Annotated in this window: 20 protein-coding genes; 10 read left to right on the forward strand and 10 right to left on the reverse strand. The window is 70.9% G+C overall.

The window, feature by feature from the left end; genetic code table 11:
• The first annotated feature begins 6 nt into the window (after positions 1-6).
• Positions 7-183 (forward strand): hypothetical protein, encoded by a 177-nt coding sequence (locus H4696_RS18975; protein ID WP_158104267.1) that lies wholly within the window; start codon positions 7-9, stop codon positions 181-183.
• Here the strand turns inward: H4696_RS18975 and H4696_RS18980 are convergent, their stop codons facing one another.
• Together H4696_RS18980 and H4696_RS18985 are read right to left on the reverse strand one after the other, a co-directional pair.
• Positions 184-1,044 carry an ATP-grasp domain-containing protein gene (locus tag H4696_RS18980; protein ID WP_086856732.1) on the reverse strand — a complete coding sequence of 287 codons (861 nt, stop codon included), beginning with the start codon at positions 1,042-1,044 and terminating at the stop codon, positions 184-186.
• On the reverse strand, positions 1,041-1,334 hold the full coding sequence (locus H4696_RS18985; RefSeq protein ID WP_249026859.1) for a hypothetical protein: 294 nt from the start codon (positions 1,332-1,334) through the stop codon (positions 1,041-1,043). The genes H4696_RS18980 and H4696_RS18985 overlap by 4 nt, the downstream gene beginning before the upstream one ends.
• 91 nt (positions 1,335-1,425) lie before the next feature.
• Between H4696_RS18985 and H4696_RS18990 the strand changes: the two genes are divergently transcribed.
• A complete protein-coding gene (locus H4696_RS18990; protein WP_086856730.1) occupies positions 1,426-2,394 on the forward strand; it encodes a quinone oxidoreductase family protein in 969 nt (322 codons plus the stop codon).
• A 62-nt stretch (positions 2,395-2,456) separates the two neighbouring features.
• Here H4696_RS18990 and H4696_RS18995 read toward each other — a convergent pair whose 3' ends face one another.
• The 5 genes from H4696_RS18995 to H4696_RS19015 form a co-directional block, all read right to left on the reverse strand.
• The gene (locus H4696_RS18995; RefSeq protein ID WP_086856729.1) at positions 2,457-3,026 is read right to left on the reverse strand and encodes an FKBP-type peptidyl-prolyl cis-trans isomerase; all 570 of its coding nucleotides are present in this window, start codon (positions 3,024-3,026) and stop codon (positions 2,457-2,459) included.
• 10 nt (positions 3,027-3,036) lie between these two features.
• Positions 3,037-5,274: a HelD family protein gene (locus tag H4696_RS19000; RefSeq protein ID WP_192782406.1), complete on the reverse strand. Its 2,238-nt coding sequence runs from the start codon at positions 5,272-5,274 to the stop codon at positions 3,037-3,039.
• 60 nt (positions 5,275-5,334) lie between these two features.
• Positions 5,335-5,940: a hypothetical protein gene (locus tag H4696_RS50225; protein WP_225955741.1), complete on the reverse strand. Its 606-nt coding sequence runs from the start codon at positions 5,938-5,940 to the stop codon at positions 5,335-5,337.
• Positions 5,937-6,347 (reverse strand): hypothetical protein, encoded by a 411-nt coding sequence (locus H4696_RS19010; RefSeq protein WP_086856727.1) that lies wholly within the window; start codon positions 6,345-6,347, stop codon positions 5,937-5,939. Before H4696_RS19010 ends, H4696_RS50225 begins: the two co-directional genes overlap by 4 nt.
• A 77-nt stretch (positions 6,348-6,424) precedes the next feature.
• Positions 6,425-7,405 (reverse strand): heme o synthase, encoded by a 981-nt coding sequence (locus tag H4696_RS19015; protein WP_086856726.1) that lies wholly within the window; start codon positions 7,403-7,405, stop codon positions 6,425-6,427.
• A 295-nt stretch (positions 7,406-7,700) separates the two neighbouring features.
• Between H4696_RS19015 and tkt the strand changes: the two genes are divergently transcribed.
• The 6 genes from tkt to pgl are packed head-to-tail and all read left to right on the forward strand — an operon-like array spanning position 7,701 to position 15,852.
• On the forward strand, positions 7,701-9,800 hold the full coding sequence (gene tkt, locus H4696_RS19020) for a transketolase (RefSeq protein WP_086856725.1): 2,100 nt from the start codon (positions 7,701-7,703) through the stop codon (positions 9,798-9,800).
• 17 nt (positions 9,801-9,817) lie between these two features.
• The gene (gene tal, locus H4696_RS19025; protein WP_086856724.1) at positions 9,818-10,930 is read left to right on the forward strand and encodes a transaldolase; all 1,113 of its coding nucleotides are present in this window, start codon (positions 9,818-9,820) and stop codon (positions 10,928-10,930) included.
• A gap of 8 nt (positions 10,931-10,938) precedes the next feature.
• Positions 10,939-12,561, forward strand: coding sequence for a glucose-6-phosphate isomerase (locus H4696_RS19030; protein ID WP_086856723.1), 1,623 nt, complete (start codon positions 10,939-10,941; stop codon positions 12,559-12,561).
• Positions 12,558-14,081: a glucose-6-phosphate dehydrogenase gene (zwf, locus tag H4696_RS19035; RefSeq protein ID WP_086856722.1), complete on the forward strand. Its 1,524-nt coding sequence runs from the start codon at positions 12,558-12,560 to the stop codon at positions 14,079-14,081. The genes H4696_RS19030 and zwf overlap by 4 nt, the downstream gene beginning before the upstream one ends.
• Positions 14,078-15,076 carry a glucose-6-phosphate dehydrogenase assembly protein OpcA gene (opcA, locus tag H4696_RS19040; protein ID WP_086856748.1) on the forward strand — a complete coding sequence of 333 codons (999 nt, stop codon included), beginning with the start codon at positions 14,078-14,080 and terminating at the stop codon, positions 15,074-15,076. The genes zwf and opcA overlap by 4 nt, the downstream gene beginning before the upstream one ends.
• The gene (gene pgl / locus H4696_RS19045; RefSeq protein ID WP_086856721.1) at positions 15,073-15,852 is read left to right on the forward strand and encodes a 6-phosphogluconolactonase; all 780 of its coding nucleotides are present in this window, start codon (positions 15,073-15,075) and stop codon (positions 15,850-15,852) included. The genes opcA and pgl overlap by 4 nt, the downstream gene beginning before the upstream one ends.
• A 60-nt stretch (positions 15,853-15,912) precedes the next feature.
• Here pgl and H4696_RS19050 read toward each other — a convergent pair whose 3' ends face one another.
• Positions 15,913-16,476: a TetR/AcrR family transcriptional regulator gene (locus H4696_RS19050; protein ID WP_086856720.1), complete on the reverse strand. Its 564-nt coding sequence runs from the start codon at positions 16,474-16,476 to the stop codon at positions 15,913-15,915.
• Positions 16,477-16,601: 125 nt separating this feature from the next.
• Between H4696_RS19050 and H4696_RS19055 the strand changes: the two genes are divergently transcribed.
• On the forward strand, positions 16,602-17,672 hold the full coding sequence (locus tag H4696_RS19055) for an FAD-dependent oxidoreductase (RefSeq protein ID WP_086856719.1): 1,071 nt from the start codon (positions 16,602-16,604) through the stop codon (positions 17,670-17,672).
• A 291-nt stretch (positions 17,673-17,963) separates the two neighbouring features.
• Positions 17,964-19,163 carry a sensor histidine kinase gene (locus tag H4696_RS19060; RefSeq protein WP_192782407.1) on the forward strand — a complete coding sequence of 400 codons (1,200 nt, stop codon included), beginning with the start codon at positions 17,964-17,966 and terminating at the stop codon, positions 19,161-19,163.
• Positions 19,164-19,477: 314 nt separating this feature from the next.
• On the opposite strand, the gene H4696_RS19065 is transcribed toward H4696_RS19060, so the two are convergent.
• The gene (locus H4696_RS19065; RefSeq protein WP_086856717.1) at positions 19,478-19,822 is read right to left on the reverse strand and encodes an RNA polymerase-binding protein RbpA; all 345 of its coding nucleotides are present in this window, start codon (positions 19,820-19,822) and stop codon (positions 19,478-19,480) included.
• 104 nt (positions 19,823-19,926) lie between these two features.
• Positions 19,927-20,157, reverse strand: coding sequence for a preprotein translocase subunit SecG (gene secG / locus H4696_RS19070; RefSeq protein WP_003071471.1), 231 nt, complete (start codon positions 20,155-20,157; stop codon positions 19,927-19,929).
• Between the last annotated feature and the right edge of the window lie 67 nt (positions 20,158-20,224).

Below are 20,224 nucleotides of genomic sequence, written 5' to 3' on the forward strand. Positions count from 1 at the left end.
AGTACAGTGGGCAATGACGAGCTTTCGCCCGGCCGGGACGATTCCCGGGGGCTGCGGAAATTGATCAAAGCCGGGCTGAGCGGAATCGGCGGGCTCTATTTGATCACCGGCTCGATAACGGTGACTGCCATCGGCGCGGTCGTCGCCTTGGTGCTCGCCGCGGTGCAGCGAGCCGCCAAGTGACTACGCCAGCTGCTGCCGCACCGCCGAAGCGAATCGCATCGCCGCGCTCGGGTCCGTCTGGCGGAAGCCCAGGGACGGCTCCGTCAGCTCCAACTCCAGCAGCAACGGCTTCCCGTCCGCCCCGCGCACCAGGTCCACCCGCGCGTACAGCAGCTCCGCCCGCAGAATCCCCAGCAACGCCGAAGCCGCGTCGAGGACGTCTTCAGCCAACGCAACCGCCTCTGCGGGCGGCGAAGCCGAAGCCAGCTTCTCCGTCAGGTACAGGCCCGAAGCATCCATTGTGGACCCCAGCATCGCGCCCTTCGAGAAGGCGTGCGAGTAGATCCCGCCCAGGTAGACCAGCGCCAGCTCACCCGAGGTGTCCACACTGGACTGATACGGCTGGATCAGCGCCGTGTGCCCCTCGGCGTGCAACGCGGCCAGGCGCGAAGAGGCATCGGCCCCGGCGGCGAATCGGGCCGCGCCGCGCGAGCCCGCTCCCACCGACGGCTTCACCACGAAATCGGACGCCGGGAACCGCGCCGTTTCGCCGGGCTCAACCAGGGAAGTCGGCACCACGGCCAGGCCCGCGCCGAGCAGCTCGGCCAGGTACGACTTGTCCGTGTTCCACCGGACGACATCGGCGGAATTCAGCAGCGAAGGGACCGATTCGCACCAGTCCAGGAACTCCTGGCGGCGCGCTGCGTAATCCCAGGTTGCCCGCAGGATCACCGCGTCCGCCGTCGAAAAGTCGAACGAAGAGTCCCACGGGGCCCACGACACCGAGAAGCCCAGCGAGGACAACGCGGGCACGACGGCGTCGTCGTCTCCGTCACCCTCGGGAAGCTCCGAACAGCTGACCAGGACCGCGGTCGGGCTCACCGGCCCGCCATCTTGCGGCGGTGCTCCGGGCCGATCTTCGCCTGGTTGACCGTCTCCGCGTCCCAAGAAGCGGCTTCGAGGTCCTCGACGGCCTCGACCAGCGCCTCGCCGGTCTCGACGGTGGGCACCACGACGTCGCCGAGCGCGCCGTCGGCGCCGACGAGCACGACCCGGGCGCCCGCCCGGCCGATGTTCTCCACCACCGCGCGGGACGGCTTGCCGTGCGCCTTCACGAACTTGCGGGCCGCGGCCAGCTGCGCGCTGGTCGGCGGAACAGTCTCTTCAGCCACATTCCGAACCATAACCAAAGACCGGCCGGAACGCGGAACAGCGTGGCGTCGGCCATAGTTGCACCGGGAGAACCCGACCCGAGGAGGACCCATGCCCACCGCAGTGCAGGTGACGAAGACCGGCGGCCCGGAGGTGCTCGAACCGGCCGAAGTGGACGTCGCGGCCCCGCAGGCCGGCGAGCTGCTGGTCGACGTCGCCGCGGCCGGGGTGAACTACATCGACACCTACCAGCGCCAGGGCATCTACCCGATGGAGCTGCCCGTCGTGCTCGGCCTCGAAGGCGCCGGCACGGTCGTCGAGGCGGGCGCCGGCACGGGCTTCGAAGCCGGTGACCGCGTCGCGTGGCAGGGCTCGATCGGCAGCTACGCCGCCCGCAAGCTCGTCCCGGCGTCGATCGCCGTCCGGGTGCCCGACGGCGTCTCCCTCGAGACCGCCGCCGCGACGATGCTGCAGGGCATGACCGCGCACTACCTGGTCGCGTCGACCTTCGAGGTCAAGCCGGGCCATGACGTGCTGGTGCACGCGGCCGCCGGCGGGGTCGGGCTGCTGCTGGTCCAACTGGCGAAGGCGCGCGGTGCCCGCGTCATCGGCACGGTGTCGACCGAGGAGAAGGAGAAGCTCGCCCGCGAAGCCGGCGCCGACGAGGTGATCCGCTACGACCGCGACGACTTCGCCAAGCTCACCCGTGAGCTGACCGGCGGCGAAGGCGTGGACGTCGTCTACGACGGCGTGGGCAAGGACACCGTGGACGGCAGCCTCGCCAGCCTCAAGGTCCGCGGCCTGCTGGCGCTGTTCGGCGCCTCCAGCGGCCCGGTCCCGCCGCTGGACCCGCAGCGACTGAACTCGGGCGGCTCGCTGTACCTGACGCGCCCGACGTCCGCGCACTACACGCGCACGCGCGAGGAGATCGACTGGCGCGCGAAGGAGCTGTTCGACGCGATCCTCGCGGGCGAGCTGACCATCCGCGTCGGCGGCAAGTACCCGCTGGCCGACGCCCGCCAGGCCCACGAAGACCTGCAGGCCCGCCGCACCACCGGCAAGCTCCTGCTCATCCCCTGACCGCAGCTTTCACGTGAAAGCTCCGCCCCCAGGTGGGAGCTTTCACGTGAAAGCGACGCTGGTCAGCCCTGGTTGCCGGGCACCGAGACGGCGTCGGTGACGAACACCAGCGTCTCGTTCGGCTTGATGCCCCGACCGCCCTCGCCGTACGCGAGGTCCGGCGGGATGATCAGGAGGCGGCGGCCGCCCTGCTTGATGCCGGCCAGGCCCTGGTCCCAGCCCGGGATGACCTCGCCCGCGCCCAGGTTCAGGTCGAACGGCTCACCGCGGTCGTAGGAGTTGTCCAGGACCTTCTTGTCCGACCACGTCACCAGCAGGTAGTTCATCTTCAGCTGCTGGCCGGTCTTGGCCGGGTTGCCGGTTCCCTCGGACAGGTCCTTCGTGATCAGCTTCTTGGGCGGGTCGCAGTCGTCCGGGACGGTGATCTCGGGCTTTTCGCCGAACTTCCCCGTCGTCTTGATGTCGTCCGCGGTGCACTCGCGGCCCTTGCTCTGGGTCGCCTGGGCGGCGTTCGACGACGGCGGCACCGACGGGCCCGCCGGGGCGGCCGTCTCGGTCTTGGCGTCCTGGCCGCACGCGGCCAGCGACAGCGCCGCCGCGGCGACGACCACGAACTTCCCGATCTTCTGCATGCGAGGCACCCTAGCCAAGCACGGAGAGTGCCGGTACCTCGTCACCGGTCCGGACCACGCCGAGCCGCCGGGTCGCGCGCGTCAGGGCCACGTACAGGTCGTTGAGCCCGCGCTGCGAACCCGCCACGACCTCGTCCGGCGCCACCAGCACCACCGAGTCGAACTCCAGGCCCTTCGACCGCTCGACCGTCAGCACGCTCAGCCGTTCGTCCGACGCCCCGAGCAGCTCCGAAACCGCCTCGAGCCGGGACGGCGGCACCAGCACCGCCACCGTGCCACCGTCCACTTCGGACAGCTCGCGCGTCACCAGCGCCGGCAGCTCCCCGGGCAGCGAGGCCACCTGCACCGACCACGGCGGAACCCCGGTCTCCCGCACCGAAGACGGCACCGCCAGCCCCGGCGAAACCTCCGCGAGGACCCGCGCGGCCACGGCCATGATCTCGGCCGGCGTCCGGTAGTTCACGGTCAGCTCTTCCAGCCGCCACCGGTCCGCGACGTACGGCGAGAGCACCTCGCCCCACGACCGCGCCCCGCCCGCCGCGCCGGTCTGGGCGACGTCGCCGACCAGCGTCATCGAGCGGTTGGGCGAGCGGCGCATGAGCAGCCGCCAGTCCATCGCCGAAAGCTCCTGGGCCTCGTCGACGATCACGTGCCCGAACGTCCAGGTCCGGTCCTGCGCCGCCCGCTGGGCCGCGGTCAGCTCACTGCGCGCGACCTGGCGCTCGGCGAACAGCTCGGCGTCGAGGACGTCGGAGACGCGCAGCAGCTCCTCGTCGATGATCTCCTCGTCCTGCTCGAGGATGTCGAGCACGCCCTCGGCATACGCGCGGTCCTCGCGCTCACGGCGTTTGCGCTCGACGCGGGCTTCGGTGTCGTCGACGCCGATCAGCTCGGCCAGCTCGTCGAGCAGCGGCACGTCGGCGGGCGTCCAGCGCGCGTCGCGGCCGCTCTCCAGGAGGGCCTGGTCCGAAGCGGGCAGCAGCTTCCGGGCCGCGCTCGAGAGCCGTTCGCGATCGGCGAACAGGTCGTCGAGCACACCTTCCGGGGTCAGCACCGGCCACAGTTCGTTCAGCGCCGCGGCGACGTTGTCGTCGGCGGCCAGCTCGGCCCGGATGTCGGCCACGTCCTGCCCGTCGAGCAGGTCGTCCCCCAGCTTCCGCGCGGCCTGCCGGGTCAGCGCGTCGAGGACGTCGGAGACGAACAGGCGCCGCGCCGGGTTGTGCGGGCGGCGCGAGCGGCGGGCGCGGGTCCGGGCGTCGGTGCACGTCTTGCGGTCCAGCCGCAGCACGTCGTGCTCGTACTCGATCTCCAGCACCGGCTCGGGCACGCGCTGGCGGTCGCGGACGGCGTTGGCGAGCACGTCGGCCATGACCAGGCGGCCCTTGACCTCGGTGGTTTCGCGCGATTCGGTGCCGTCGGCGTCCAGGCCCGGGTAGAGCTGCCCGATGGTGGCCAGCAGCACGCCGGTCTCGCCGAGCGACGGCAGCACCTGGCCGATGTAGCGCAGGAAGGTGCTGTTCGGCCCGACGACCAGCACGCCGCGGGTGGTGAGCTGCTGCCGGTGCGTGTAGAGGAGGTAGGCCGCGCGGTGCAGGGCGACGGCGGTCTTGCCGGTACCCGGCCCGCCCTGCACGACCATGACGCCGCCCAGCGGGGCGCGGATGATGCGATCCTGCTCGGCCTGGATGGTCGCGACGATGTCGCTCATCTCACCCGTGCGCCGCTGCTCCAGCGCCGCCAGCAGCGCGGCTTCACCCGCCAGCCCGAGGTCCTGCCCCTGGTCGGCGGCGGTGAGGTCGAGGATCTCGTCGTCGAAGCCGGTGACCTTGCGCGTCAGCGACCGCAGGTGCCGCCGTCGGCGCACCCCTTCGGGTGACGCCGCGGTGGCGAGGTAGAACGGCCGCGCGACCGGCGCCCGCCAGTCGACGAGCAGCGGCTTGTAGTCGTCGTCCTCGTCGAACAGCCCGAGCCGGCCGATGTAGGTGGTTTCCTCGGCGCTCTCGGGGACGAAGTCGAGCCGGCCGAAGGCGAGCCCCTGCTCGACGGAGCCGAGCTGGGCGAGCCGGTCGGTGTAGAGCGTGGTGGCGACGTCGCGCTCGGTGCGGGCCTGCGGGGTCCCGCCGGTCTGGCGCAGCGTCGCGTCGAGGCGGCGCTGGGCGTCGACACGCTCGGCGTCGAGCTTCGCGTAGAGGGTGGTGACGTACGCCTGCTCGCGGGCGAGCTCGGCGGAGAAGTCGTCCGAAGACAAAGATCCTGCTTTCGCCTCAAGGAAAAGAGCCAACCGAGTTTAACGGCGGCCGCCGCGCGATCATTCCGAGCCGAGGGCGCAGTACGGGTAGACCTCGGCGCCCGCGCCGGGAAGAACGTGGTCGCCCGGCGCGCACGACACGCTCGCCGACGGCAGCCGGTCGCCGCCGGTCAGGTGGCCGGCGGGGTCGCGGTGGAGGACGGCGGCGCCGCGGCTGGTCAGGGCGCGGCAGTTCGCCGAGTGGTAGCGGATGCCGCCCGGTACGACGGACGCGGTCACCGGGGTGAACCCGCCCAAGGCTTCGGGCGCGAGCCAGGTGACCGGGCCGACGGCAGGCCGGTCGAGGACGACGCCGATCCGCTGTCCCGGGGTGAGCACCGGCACTTCCGCGGTCCGGCCGCCGGACGTGACGACGATCCGGTAGGCGGCCAGGGTGCTGGTGTTCTCCAACACGGCGGCACCCGGGCCCTGTTCGGCGACGCGGACGGCGCCGCCGTCAGGGGCCGGGCCGGGGACCGCGGTGATCTTGGCCGGGATGGCGCAGCCGGTTCCGAGCAGCTGGTTCTGGTCGAGCGACACCCTTCCGCGGCCGAGGAGGGCCAGCAGCCCGAACACGGCGACCGCGACCACGCCCACCCCGATCTTCTTGAGCAGCGCGGTGCTCACGGGATACCGGTGCTCGAACTCGCGACGCGGTAGAGGTCGCCGGCCCGCCCGTAGTACGACCCCTCGACGACGGAGATCACGATCTGCGCGTCCGGCTGCCAGTACGCGCGCAGCTCGCCCGCTTCGGCCGGGTACGGCACCTCCCGCAGCGGCACACCCCGATCGGCGAGCAGCGCGCCGACTTCGTCGAACGTCACCAGGCCGGGGAAGTCGCCGTAGCGGTCCCGGACCACCCGGTTGACCAGCCCCGCTTCGGGATACCGGAGCCGGTGGGCCTGCACCGAGAAATGGGTCCCCGCCCAGCGCCCCTCGACCCGCTCCCAGAAGAACTCGACCAGGCCGTGGTCGCGCCACATGGACTTTTTCGAGCGGTTTTCCGCGAAGTCGTCGCCCAGCAGTTCCGCCACCCGCTCGGGTGACCACGTGGGGTCGGCGCCCAGAACCGTTCCGGACTCGATGACGTCGGCGAAGAACTCCGCCGGGCTCAGAACGGCAGGCCGAGGGTGGGCAGGCCGATCGCCGAGTCCACCGCCAGCGCCACGAACACGATCATCAGGTACGTGTTCGACCGGTGGAACAGCGCCATCGGCTTGGTCTCTTCGCCGCGCCGCACCGCGGCCTGCAGGCTGTGCGCGTAGAAGAGGAACCAGCCGCCCGCCAGGATGGCGAACGTGCCGTACAGCCAGGACGTCACCGGGAGCAGCAGCAGCGTCCACGCCACCATCACCCACGAGTAGATGACGATCTGGCGGGCGACGTGCTGGGCGGTGGCGACCACCGGCAGCATCGGGACGCCGGCGCGCTCGTAGTCGTCGCGGTACTTCATGCCCAGCGCCCAGGTGTGCGGCGGCGTCCAGAAGAAGATGACGCCGAACATCACGAACGCCGGCCACTGCACCGTGCCCGTCACGGCTGCCCAGCCGATGACCACCGGCATGCAGCCCGCCGCGCCGCCCCAGACGACGTTCTGCGACGTGCGCCGCTTGAGGCCGAGCGTGTAGACGAAGATGTAGAAGAGGATCGTCGCGACCGCCAGGATCGCCGACAGCAGGTTCACCGTGAGGTACAGCACGGCGGCCGACGCGACGCCCATCACCAAGCCGAAGATCAGCGCGCCGCGGCGGGGCACCGAGTCCTTGACCAGCGGGCGGCGCTTCGTGCGGTTCATCACCTTGTCGATGTCCGCGTCGATCACGCAGTTGAGCGCGTTCGCGCTGCCCGCGGCCATCGTCCCGCCGACCAGCGTGGCCAGTACCAGCCACGGCGAGGGGATCTGACGGCCGGCGAGGAACATCGCCGGGATGGTGGTGACCAGGAGGAGCTCGATCACCCGCGGTTTCGCCAGCGCGGCGTAGGCGCCGACGACCCGGCGGATGCTTCGCCGGTCACCGTGCGGTCGTTCACCGGTCGGGTGCACGGCGCTGGTGTCGTCACTGCGTCCGTGCGCAGCGTTCACCAACGACATTTCACTCCCTGCGTCAGGTTCGGGTGGGCCACAGCTCGGTTAGGCGTGGTGGAGCCGAGGAACCCGCCGGACTGAACCCTGAACCGATGTTAGACGTGGTGAATCCCGTGGGTGATCGCGGGTCCTCGACGGGCCGAAGCACTAGGCTGACCGCGACGGGCCGAGATTGCCCCTGCGCATGGCCGCGAGCAGGAATATCGTCCCTTCGGGATCGATTGAGATAGGTAGCCGCGCGCACGGGTAACCGGAACGAGGAAGACCAGCCGCAACCATCATGACCGGGAGTTGGAGTTCAGTGTCCGAAACCGCCACTACCAGCGAGAACAACCCACTCCTCCGGCGCAATGTGCCCGCCGACTGGACCGACGCCGACACCCGCGCCGTGGACACCGTCCGGGTGCTGGCCGCCGACGCGGTCGAAAACTGTGGCAGTGGCCACCCCGGCACGGCGATGAGCCTGGCGCCGCTGGCCTACACGCTCTTCCAGCGCACGCTGCGTCACGACCCCGCCGACCAGAACTGGCCGGGCCGCGACCGGTTCGTCCTCTCGGCGGGCCACTCGAGCCTCACCCTCTACATCCAGCTGTTCCTCGCCGGCTACGGCCTCGAGCTCGAGGACCTCAAGCAGCTGCGCAAGTGGGGTTCCAAGACCCCGGGTCACCCGGAGTACCGCCACACCGACGGCGTCGAGACCACCACCGGCCCGCTCGGGCAGGGCCTGGCCAACGCCGTGGGCATGGCGATGGCCGCGCGCCGCGAGCGCGGCCTGCTGGACCCGGACGCCGCGCCCGGCGAGAGCATCTTCGACCACCACATCTTCGTCGTCGCTTCCGACGGCGACATCGAAGAGGGCGTGACCTCGGAGGCCTCGTCGATCGCGGGCCGCCAGGAGCTGGGCAACCTGATCGTCTTCTGGGACGACAACAAGATCTCGATCGAGGACGACACCAACATCGCGCTGTCCGAGGACACCGTCGCGCGCTACGAGGCCTACGGGTGGCACACCCAGGTCGTCGAGGGTGGCGAGGACGTCGTCGCGATCGAGGAGGCCATCAAGGCCGCCAAGGCCGAGACCGGCCGCCCGTCGTTCATCGCGCTGCGGACCGTCATCGGCTACCCGGCCCCGAAGAAGATGGGCACCGGCAAGGCGCACGGCGCCGCGCTGGGCGCCGAAGAGGTCGCCGCGGTCAAGGAGATCCTGGGCTTCGACCCGGAGCAGTCGTTCCAGGTCGAGGACGAGGTGCTCAAGCACACCCGCCAGGCGCTCGACCGCGGCAAGGCCGAGCACGCGGAGTGGACGAAGAAGTTCGAGGCGTGGGGCGCCGCGAACCCGGAGCGCAAGAAGCTGGCGGACCGCCTGTCCACCCGCACGCTGCCCGAGGGCTTCGCCGACAACCTGCCGAAGTGGGAGCCGGACGCCAAGGGCATCGCCACCCGCAAGGCCTCCGGTGAGGTGCTCAACGCCCTCGCCGAGCCGCTGCCGGAGCTGTGGGGCGGCTCGGCCGACCTGGCCGAGAGCAACAACACGACGATGAAGGGCGCCGACTCGTTCGGTCCCGAGAAGGCCGCCACGGACATGTGGGCCGCCACCCCGTACGGCCGGACGCTGCACTTCGGCGTCCGCGAGCACGCCATGGGCTCGATCCTCAACGGGATCGCGCTGCACGGCGGCACCCGCCCGTACGGCGCGACGTTCCTCATCTTCTCCGACTACATGCGCCCGCCGGTCCGGCTGGCCGCGCTGATGAAGGCGCCGGTCACCTACGTCTGGACGCACGACTCGATCGGCCTCGGCGAGGACGGCCCGACGCACCAGCCGATCGAGCAGCTCTCCGCGCTGCGCGCGATCCCGGGCCTCAACGTCGTCCGCCCGGCGGACGCCAACGAGACCGCGTACGCGTGGAAGGCCGTGCTGGAGGACATCCACCACCCGTCCGGCCTGGCGCTCACCCGCCAGAACGTGCCGGTGCTCGAGGGCACCAGCGCCGAGGGCGTCGCGAAGGGCGGGTACGTCCTGGCCGACTCCGACGGCACCCCGGACGTGGTCCTCATCGCCACCGGTTCCGAGGTCCAGCTGGCCGTCGAGGCGAAGAAGACCCTGGACGCCGACGGCGTCAAGGCGCGCGTCGTGTCCATGCCGTGCGTCGAGTGGTTCGACGCGCAGGACGCGGCCTACCGCGAATCCGTCATCCCGGCCGGTGTGAAGGCCCGCGTGTCCGTCGAGGCGGGGATCGCCCAGTCGTGGCACCGCTTCACCGGTGACGCCGGGGTGAACGTTTCGATCGAGCACTTCGGCGCCTCCGCCGATGCCGCCACACTGTTCCGTGAGTTCGGCTTCACCGCGGAAGCAGTCGTCGAGGCCGCGCGCCGCTCGATCGCCAACACCAAGAACTGAAGGGGATGACGCAGCAAATGAGCACCGACAAGCTCGCGCAGCTGTCCGAAGCCGGCGTATCGATCTGGCTCGACGACCTCTCGCGCGAACGCCTGAACACCGGCAACCTCGCGGACCTGATCCGCGACAAGCACGTCGTCGGCGTGACGACCAACCCGACGATCTTCGCCAACGCGATGTCGAAGGGCGACGCCTACGACGAGCGGACGCGGGAGCTCGCGGCCCAGAACGCCGACGTCGAGGCCACCATCCGGGACCTGACGACGACCGACGTGCGCAACGCCGCCGACCTGTTCCGCGACGTCTACAACGCCACGAACGGCGTCGACGGCCGCGTCTCCATCGAGGTCGACCCGCGCCTGGCCAAGGACACCGACAAGACGGTGGCCGAGGCGAAGGACCTGTGGAAGACCGTCGACCGGCCGAACGTGCTGATCAAGATCCCGGCCACCCAGGAGGGCCTGCCGGCGATCACCGCCACGCTCGCCGAGGGCATCAGCGTCAACGTCACGCTGATCTTCTCCGTGGAGCGCTACAAGGCGGTCATCGAGGCCTTCTTCGCCGGCCTGGAGCAGGCGAAGGCCAACGGCCACGACCTGCGCGGCATCCACTCGGTCGCGTCGTTCTTCGTCTCCCGCGTGGACACCGAGATCGACAAGCGGCTCGACTCCATCGGCACCGACGAGGCCAAGGCGCTGCGCGGCAAGGCCGCCGTCGCCAACGCCCGGCTCGCCTACGCGGCCTTCGAGGAGCTGTTCTCGTCCGACCGCTGGAAGGCCCTCGCGGCCGACGGCGCGAACGCGCAGCGCCCGCTGTGGGCTTCGACCGGTGTGAAGAACCCGGACTACTCGCCGACGCTCTACGTCGACGACCTGGTGGTCAAGGACACCGTCAACACCATGCCGGAGAAGACCCTGGACGCCGTCGCGGAGCATGCTGAGCTCAAGGGCGACCAGGTCACCGGGCGCGGCGCCGAGGCGCAGGAGGTCTTCGACAAGCTCACGACCGTCGGCATCGACATCACCGACGTCTTCCTGGTGCTGGAGAACGAAGGCGTCGAGAAGTTCGAGAAGTCGTGGACCGAACTTCTGGAGACCGTGAACGGGCAGCTCGAGAAGGCGAAGGGCTGAAGCACGACATGACGACAGGGGAAAAGACCGGCGTCGAGATCGTGGACGCCGCACTGGCGGAGCGCGCCGCGCCGCTGGCCGACCGGCTGGTCGCCGACCAGGCCGCGTCGAAGCTGGCGGCGCAGGACGCGACGCTGTGGGGACCGGACGCCGAGCCCGAAGCGTCGATCCGGCTGTCGTGGACGACGCTGCACAAGTCGTCACGGCCGCTGATCGGCGAGATCGAGGCGCTGCGGACCGAACTGCGGTCCGAAGGCGTCGACCGCGTCGTGCTGGCCGGCATGGGCGGCTCGTCGCTGGCGCCCGAGGTGATCACGGCGACCGACGGCGTGCCGCTGACCGTCCTCGACACCACCGACCCGGGCCAGGTCGCCGACGCGCTCGCCGGCGACCTCGAGCGCACGGTGATCGTGGTGTCGTCGAAGTCGGGCGGCACCGTCGAAACCGACAGCCACCGGCGGATCTTCGCGAAGGCCTTCGCCGACGCGGGGATCGACGCGGCGCGGCGGATCGTGGTCGTCACCGACCCGGGCTCGCCGTTCCAGGAACTGTCCGAAAAGGAGGGCTACCGCAAGGTCTTCCTCGCCGACCCGCACGTCGGCGGCCGCTACTCGGCGCTGACCGCGTTCGGGCTCGTCCCGGCCGGCCTCGCCGGCGCGGACGTCGCCCGGCTGCTCGACCAGGCCGCTTCGGTGGCTGAGGAACTCGCCGCGGACGACGCGGCCAACCCAGCGGTCAAGCTGGCCGCCGCGTGGGCCGCCGCGCACGAAGCGGGCGCCGAAAAGGTCGTGCTGGCCGACACCGGCTCCGGCATCAAGGGCTTCCCGGACTGGGCGGAGCAGCTGATCGCCGAGTCCACCGGCAAGCAGGGCACCGGCCTGCTGCCGGTCGCGGTCGAGAGTCCGGAGGCGCCCGGCTTCGCCGACGCCGGCGACGACGCCACGGCCACCGCGGTCGGCGCCCCGCAGGGTGCGGCGAAGATCTCCGTGACCGGCTCGCTGGGCGCGCAGTTCCTGCTGTGGGAGTTCGCCACGGCGCTCGCCGGCCGGCTGCTCGGGATCAACCCGTTCGACCAGCCCGACGTCGAGGCCGCGAAGAAGGCGGCGCGCGCGCTGCTGGACGACCCGGAGAAGCTGAAGGGCGGCGAGACCGCGTCCAATGTGGACGGTGTCGTCGAGATCTTCGGCAGCGACGGGGTGGCCACGGACGGCAGCCTGACCGACGTGCTCCGGGCGTTCTTCGCCTCGGCGCCGGACGCGGGCTACATCGCCGTGCAGGCCTACCTCGACCGCCTCGACGACGCCTCGACGTCCTTGCTGCGCGGCGAAATCGCCAAGCGCACCGGGAAGCAGACGACGTACGGCTGGGGACCGCGGTTCCTGCACTCCACCGGCCAGTACCACAAGGGCGGGCACCAGAACGGCGTGTTCCTGCAGCTGACCGGCGCCGTCGAGCAGGACCTCGACGTGCCCGACCGGCCCTACACGCTGGGCCGGCTCCAGCACGCGCAGGCCCTGGGCGACGGGCAGGTGCTCGCCGAGCACGGCCGCCCGGTGCTGCGCCTGCACCTGACCGACCGGGCCGCGGGCCTCGCGGCGGTCGTCCGCGCGGTACAGGAGGTCGGCGCATGACGTGGAGCAACCCCCTTCGCGATCCGCGGGACAAGCGGCTCCCCCGGATCGCCGGGCCGTCCAGCCTGGTGATCTTCGGTGTCACCGGCGACCTGGCCCGCAAGAAGCTGATGCCCGCCATCTACGACCTGGCCAACCGCGGGCTGCTGCCCGCGGGCTTCTCGCTCGTCGGGTTCGCCCGGCGCGACTGGGAGCACCAGGACTTCGGCGAGCTCGTGCACGACTCGGTCAAGGAGCACGCGCGGACGCCGTTCAAGGAGTCGGTGTGGAACCGGCTCGCCGAAGGCATCCGGTTCGTGCAGGGCACTTTCGACGACGACGACGCCTTCGACCGCCTCGCGCAGACGGTCAAGGACCTCGACCAGGAACGCGGCACCGGCGGCAACACCGCGTTCTACCTGTCGATCCCGCCGAGCGCGTTCCCGGTGGTGACCAAGCAGCTGGCCCGCTCCGGGCTGGCGAACGCCGACGACAAGACGTGGCGGCGCGTGGTCATCGAGAAGCCCTTCGGGCACGACCTGAAGAGCGCCGAAGAGCTGAACGCGATCGTCAACGACGTCTTCCCCGAGGAGTCGGTGTTCCGCATCGACCACTACCTCGGCAAGGAGACGGTGCAGAACATCCTGGCGCTGCGCTTCGCGAACCAGCTGTTCGAGCCGATCTGGAACGCCAACTTCGTCGACCACGTGCAGATCACCATGGCCGAGGACATCGGCCTCGGCGGCCGCGCGGGGTACTACGACGGCATCGGCGCCGCCCGGGACGTCATCCAGAACCACCTGCTGCAGCTGCTGGCCTTCACCGCGATGGAGGAGCCGCTGTCGTTCGAGCCGCGGGCCCTGCGCGCGGAGAAGATCAAGGTGCTCTCGGGCACCAAGCCGCTGGGACCGCTGAACAAGACGAGCGCGCGCGGCCAGTACGCGGGCGGCTGGCAGGGCGGCACGAAGGTGCCGGGCCTGCTGCAGGAAGAGGGTTTCGCGAAGGACTCGAAGACCGAGACCTACGCGGCGGTGACCCTCGAGGTGCAGAACCGCCGCTGGGCCGGGGTGCCGTTCTACCTGCGCACCGGCAAGCGGCTCGGCCGCCGCGTCACCGAGATCGCCGTCGTGTTCAAGCGGGCGCCGCACCTGCCGTTCGATTCGACGTCGACCGAGGAGCTGGGGCAGAACGCCCTGGTCATCCGGGTCCAGCCGGACGAGGGCATCACGCTGCGGTTCGGTTCGAAGGTGCCGGGCACCACCATGGAGGTCCGCGACGTCACGATGGACTTCGGCTACGGGCACGCGTTCACCGAGTCGTCCCCCGAGGCCTACGAGCGCCTGATCCTCGACGTCCTGCTGGGCGAGCCGTCGCTGTTCCCGGTGAACGAAGAGGTCGAGCTGTCCTGGAAGATCCTGGACCCGATCCTGGAGCACTGGGCCAAGGAAGGCGCGCCCGAGCAGTACCCGCCGGGCACCTGGGGCCCGCCGTCCGCCGACGAAATGCTGGAGCGCACCGGCCGGAAATGGAGGCGCCCGTGATCATCGACCTGCCGTCCACCACGACGTCGGCGTTGAACAAGAAGCTGGTGGAGATCCGCGAACAGGGCGGGCAAGTCGCGCTCGGGCGGGTGCTGACGCTGGTGATCGTGGCCGACGACGACGCCAAGCTCGAAGAGGCGATCGAAGCGGCCAACGGCGCGAGCCGCGAGCACCCGTCGCGGGTGATCGTGGTGGCCAAGGGCGCCCGCACCGCGGCCCCGCGCATCGACGGCCAGATCCGCGTCGGCGGCGACGCCGGCGCGAGCGAGGTCATCGTGCTGCGGCTCTACGGCCCGCTGGCCGCGCAGGGCCAGAGCGCGGTGGTGCCGCTGCTGCTGCCGGACGCGCCGATCGTCTGCTGGTGGCCGGGCGCCGGCCCGAAGGACCCGGCGAACGACCCGCTGGGCCAGCTGGCGCAGCGCCGGATCACCGACTCCGCCGCGGAGAAGAGCCCGGTCCGGGCCCTGACGACGCGCGCGAAGGCGTACACCGCGGGCGACACCGACCTGGCGTGGACCCGGCTGACCCGCTGGCGGGCGCAGCTGGTGTCGGCGCTGGACCTGCCGCCATTCGAGAAGATCACCGGCGCGACGGTGACCGGCGAGGCCGACTCGCCGTCCACCGAGCTGCTGGCCGGCTGGCTGGCGGAGTACCTGAAGGCGCCGGTGAAGCGCGTGAAGAGCGCGGGCGCGGCCGGGATCATCTCGGTGACCCTGGACCGCCGCTCCGGGCCGGTGGAGCTGCACCGCCCGGACGGCCGCGTCGGCACGCTGACCCAGCCGGGCCAGCCGACCCGCCGCATCGCCCTCCAGCGCCGCAACAACCAGGACTGCCTGATCGAGGAGCTCCGCCGGCTCGACCCGGACGAGATCTACGAGGCGGCCCTGCACGGCCTCGGCAAGATCGCCACGGGCACGAACGGCAAGACGGGAGCCCCGCCGAAGGCCGAGGTCACCTCGCCTGCTGCCGCCGCCGCGGCCGGTGCCAAGAAATGAGCAAGACGGAAGTAGTCGTCTACGCGAACCAGGACCTCCTGGCCGCCGCGGCGGCCGCCCGGCTGGTCACCCGGCTGGTGGACGTCCAGGCGGCCAAGGGCACGGCGTCCCTGGTGCTGACCGGCGGCGGGACGGGCATCGCGGTGCTGTCGGAGCTGCGTGCTTCCTCGGCCCGCGACGCGATCGACTGGTCCCGCCTCGACATCTACTGGGGCGACGAGCGGTTCGTCCCGGCGGATTCGGACGAGCGGAACGAGAAGCAGGCCCGCGAGGCGCTGCTGGACCACGTTCCGCTGGACCCCAAGCGGGTCCACGCGATGGCGGCGTCGGACGGCGAGTTCGGTTCCGACGTCGACGCGGCGGCGGCGTCCTACGCGTCGGTGCTGGCGGACAACGCGGGACCGGAGGACCACGGCAACGTGCCGACGTTCGACATCATGCTGCTCGGCCTGGGCGGCGAGGGCCACACGGCGTCGGTGTTCCCGGAGTCGCCTGCGGTGTACGAGACCGAGCGGTCGGTGGTGGCGGTGCGCAACTGCCCGAAGCCGCCGCCCACGCGGGTTTCCCTGACGCTGCCGGCCATCCGGCGGGCGCGTGACGTCTGGCTGATGACGGCCGGCGAGGCGAAGGCCGACGCAGTGGCGCTGGCGCTGTCGGGCGCCGGGGAAGTCCAGCTGCCGGTGGCCGGGGCTCGCGGGCACCGGCGGACGCTGTGGCTGCTCGACCGGGCCGCGGCGGGGAAGCTGACGAAGGTCTACCAGCCCCCCACGGCGTAGCTTTCCGGTGGTTCGTGAAGGCCCTCTGCTTCGGCAGGGGGCCTTCCCGTTTTTCCGGGCTCACTCCGTGCGCCAGCCGCGCTCCAGGCAGCCGAAGATCTCCTCCGCCGCCCAGCGCGGGTTTTCGTGGGCCGTGATCAGGTCGCGGGACGCCAGTGCGAACCTCGCGAGGGCCGCGGACCGGATGTCGTCCGCCGGGGCGCCCGACTCCTCCGCGATGGCGCGGGCCAGCGCCGTCTCGTGGCGCATCCACATGCGCCTGCCGTACTCGCGCAGGGCCGGGGTGCTCTCGATCAGCCGCAGGAACTCCTCGTCCGGGCCGCCGTCGGAGACGTCGCGGAGAATGTGCTTGCGCAGGGCGTCCACGATCGTGTGGCCCGGCGGGCGGCCGTGGACCGCGGCGACCAGGGCCGCCTCGATGTCGTCGTCCTGGTCGAACAGCAGCGCTTCCTTGCTGGGGAAGTACTTGAACAGCGTCGTCACCGAGACGTCGGCGGCGTCCGCGACCTCCTTCACCCCGACCTCGTCGTAGCCGCGTTCGAGGAACAGCTTCAGCGCGGCGTCGGCCAGTGCCTGCCGCGTCTGCGCCTTCTTGCGCTCGCGGCGCCCGATCACTTCGGTCATGCCGCCAGCCTACGTGATGGTGGACTCACTTCAAAAGTTGAGTCGTTGCACTTTTTGAGTCACTGTGCTTTTCTGGCTTCAGGCCGCCGGACGAGCCGGCGGCCCCGGACTTCCAGGGGGAAGCCATGAACTCCATCGCGATCGTCGGCGCCGGCCTCGGCGGCCTGGCCTGTGCCCGCGTCCTGCAGCTGCACGGCGTCGACGTCACCGTTTTCGAACAAGAAGCGTCGGCCGAGGCCCGCCCCCAAGGCGGCACGCTCGACATGCACGGCGACACCGGCCAGGTCGCCCTCCGCACCGCCGGCCTGCACGACCGGTTCCGCGAACTGGCCCGCCCCGAGGGGCAGCAGATGCGCGCCCTCGACCCGCACACCGCCGAAGTCGTCATCGACGAAACCCCCGAAGGCGACTTCCGCCCCGAAATCGACCGCGGCCAGCTCCGCGGCCTCCTCCTGGACTCGCTCGCGCCCGGCACCGTCCAGTGGGGACAGGCGATCACCGGCGTCTCCGGCGCCCAGCTGGCTTTCGCGGACGGCGGGACCCGGGACTTCGACCTCGTCATCGGCGCGGACGGCGCGTGGTCGCGCGTCCGCCAGGCCCTGACCGGCGTCCGGCCGGTCTACAGCGGCGTCACGTTCGTCGAGTTCGGCCACGACGGCGCCTCGGACCTCGCGGCACTGACCGGCCACGGCACGATGGTGACCAAGACGGGCGGGCACGCCCTCTTCGCGCAGCGCACGAGCAACGGCGACGTCCGCTGCTACGCCGTGTTCTACGCCCCCGAGAACTGGCACGCGGGCCTCGACTTCGCCGACACCGAAGCTGTGCGCGCGAACCTGCTCGAGCGCTACGCCGGCTGGCACCCGGAGGTGCTCCGGTTCCTGGCCGACGTCGACGGCGGGTTCACCCACCGGCCGCTGCACGTCCTGCCGGTCCCCCACGCGTGGACGCACACGCCGGGCCTCACGCTGCTCGGCGACGCGGCCCACCTGATGCCGCCGCTCGGGGTCGGCGCGAACCTCGCCCTCCTCGACGGCACCGAGCTCGCGACCGCGCTGGCGACGGCGCCGAGCGTGGACGAGGCGGTCATGGCGTACGAGGCCGGGATGCTGCCGCGGTCGATCGAAACCGCGAAGGCGTGCGCGAGCGGTCTAGACGACCTGCTCAGCGACGACCTCCACTCGATGGCGGCCTGAAGAACTTCCGCCGGACGACCACACGTGGGTAACATGATTCCCACGATGTGGTCGTCCGGGTACACGCAGAGCAGCACTAATCCCACTCTGGGTAGCACCCACTGGCGGCTATCCCCCTTTCGGACCAAGTCGTTACGGAATCCGGACGCCGGAACACCGACGGCGGGTGAAACTTACTGTCTTCGTACGTGACCTCGTTAGCATCCGCACATTTGTTCGTTGCTGCGCGTCCCGATCGGGCCCTGAGCACCTCTCACCAACAAGTCCACAAGACGAATGGGGTCGCCAGCGATGAGTACAGAGGGACTCTCGATTCCAGGCATCTCGATCGCGAGCTCGGGGCCGTCGGCCGCCGAGCGGGTTCGGAAGCGGGGGCTGAGCGTGTTCGGCTCGCTACCCCGGCCCGCCGTGGTCACGTTCGCCATCGAGGCGGCCGCGGTCATCCTGGCGGTGCTCGACGTCTGGCTGGTGATCCCCGAGAAGGCCCAGCCGTATTCGATCTGGCTCTCCGGCGCCGCCTGCCTCGCGGTGGTGTTCCGGCGGAAGTTCCCCTTCCTCGCGGTGCTCGTCGCGGTCCCCGGCTTCCTGGCCGGCTGGGCGCAGCTCGCCTCGATGATCACGCTCGGCATGCTCGCCACCCGCCGCCAGCTGCACTGGCAGGTCTGGGTCGGCGCGGCGCTGGTGTGGATCTGCCGCTTCGTGCAGTGGCCCCTGGAGGACTTCGCCGAGCTCAGCTGGCGTGAGCACATCCTCGACGGCATCTACGGCGTCCTCGTCGCCGGCATGCCGATCGCAATCGGCCTCCTCATCGGGGCGCGGGCCGAGGTCGCGAACAAGCTCGCCGAGCTGGCCACGAGCCGCGACCGCGAGCGCCGCTTCCACGCCGACGCCGTCCGCGCCGAAGAGCGCGCCCGGCTGGCCCGCGAGATGCACGACGTGGTGTCCCACCAGATCACGCTGATCGCGATGCAGGCCGGCGCGCTGCAGGCCCAGACGACGGACGACCGGGCGCAGGAGACCGCGCAGGTCATCCGGACGCTGTCGAAGCGGACGCTCGAGGAACTGCGTTCGCTGCTGAGCGTGCTGCGCGCGGGCGCCGACGACGACGGCCCGCGTCCCGGGATCAACGACCTCGACCGGCTGATCCGGACCTCGGAGGTCCCGGTGCACCTGTCCGTGGAGCACCTCCCGGAGGCCCTCCCCAACCAGGTCTCGGCGGCGGCGTACCGGACGGTCCAGGAGTGCCTGACGAACGTCCACAAGCACGCCCCGGGCGCGACGGCGACCATCCGCATCCAGGGTGAGCACGGCGCGCTCAAGATCGAGGTCCGCAACGACCGCGCGAGCCGGCCGGGCGAATCCCTCCCCTCGGGCGGCCACGGGCTGACCGGCCTGGCGGAGCGGGCACGCCTGCTGGGCGGCAGTTTCGAGACGTCGAAGTCGAAGGACGGCGGCTTCCGGGTGCGGGCCCGGTACCCGCTGGACCGCTGAAGCCGCGCTGAGCACTCAGCTTGGCGGCAACCGGCGAATGCGACCCAATGTGGCCTTCGGTGCGTCTGACGCACCGAAGGCCACATTGGGTGCGTCCAGACCTGCAACACCAGACCGAGCAGCCACACCCACTGTGGGGCGAGCGGGTCACCGGCGGCTGAGTTCATGGCGTTCCGGGAGCGCGCGGCCGTCCCCTTTCGGCGCGCGGAACTGTCGGTGCTCCCCGGTAACGTGGAAAACGGGGGCTGCTCAGGTCCAGGCGCGCGAAAAACCACCCCGAGGAGTCCCGCGGGGTGGTTTCCTACTCGGTCCGCTTAGAGGATTTCCCGGCGCTTGCGCAGGCGCTCCAACGCCTCCGCCAGGATGGCCTCGCCGTCGGAGTCGCTGCGGCGCTCCTTCACGTAGGCCAGGTGTGTCTTGTAGGGCTCCGTCCGCGGCGCGGCCGGCGGGTTCTTCTCGTCCTGCCCACCCGGAAGCCCGCAGCGGGGGCAGTCCCACTCGTCGGGGATTTCCGCGTCGAGCGCGAACGACGGCCGGGCCTCGTGGCCGTTGGCGCACCAATAAGCTACGCGGCGCCGTGGCGCCGATTCACCCCGTTCCGATTCGCCCGTAGGACCGGCACCCACCCTGGTGCCCCGAATCGCGTTACCGCCAACCATGAATCCTCACACCTAGGAATCGGCGGCGCGCCCCCCTATAGGCACGCCGAATCGCGCGTTCCGCCGTCGGATCCGGTCGCGATCGCGGCGGGACGCCGGACGCGTCACACCTTGAGCAGCAGACCCAGGCCCACGATGCTGATCAGCCAGACCGCGCCCAGCAGCAGGGTGATCCGGTCGAGGTTCTTCTCGGCCACGCTCGACCCGGCCAGGCTCGACTGCATCCCACCGCCGAACAGCGACGACAGGCCACCGCCCCGGCCACGGTGCAGCAGCACGGCGACCACCAGCAGGACGCTGGAGACGATCAACAGGATTTGCAGGAACAGCTTCATGTCATCCTCTGGGCTCTAGGAGAATGCAGGGGTACGGCATGGTCGTTTCCGACCTCCACCGTACCCC

The organism is Amycolatopsis lexingtonensis (genome assembly GCF_014873755.1).
GTDB lineage: Bacteria > Actinomycetota > Actinomycetes > Mycobacteriales > Pseudonocardiaceae > Amycolatopsis > Amycolatopsis lexingtonensis.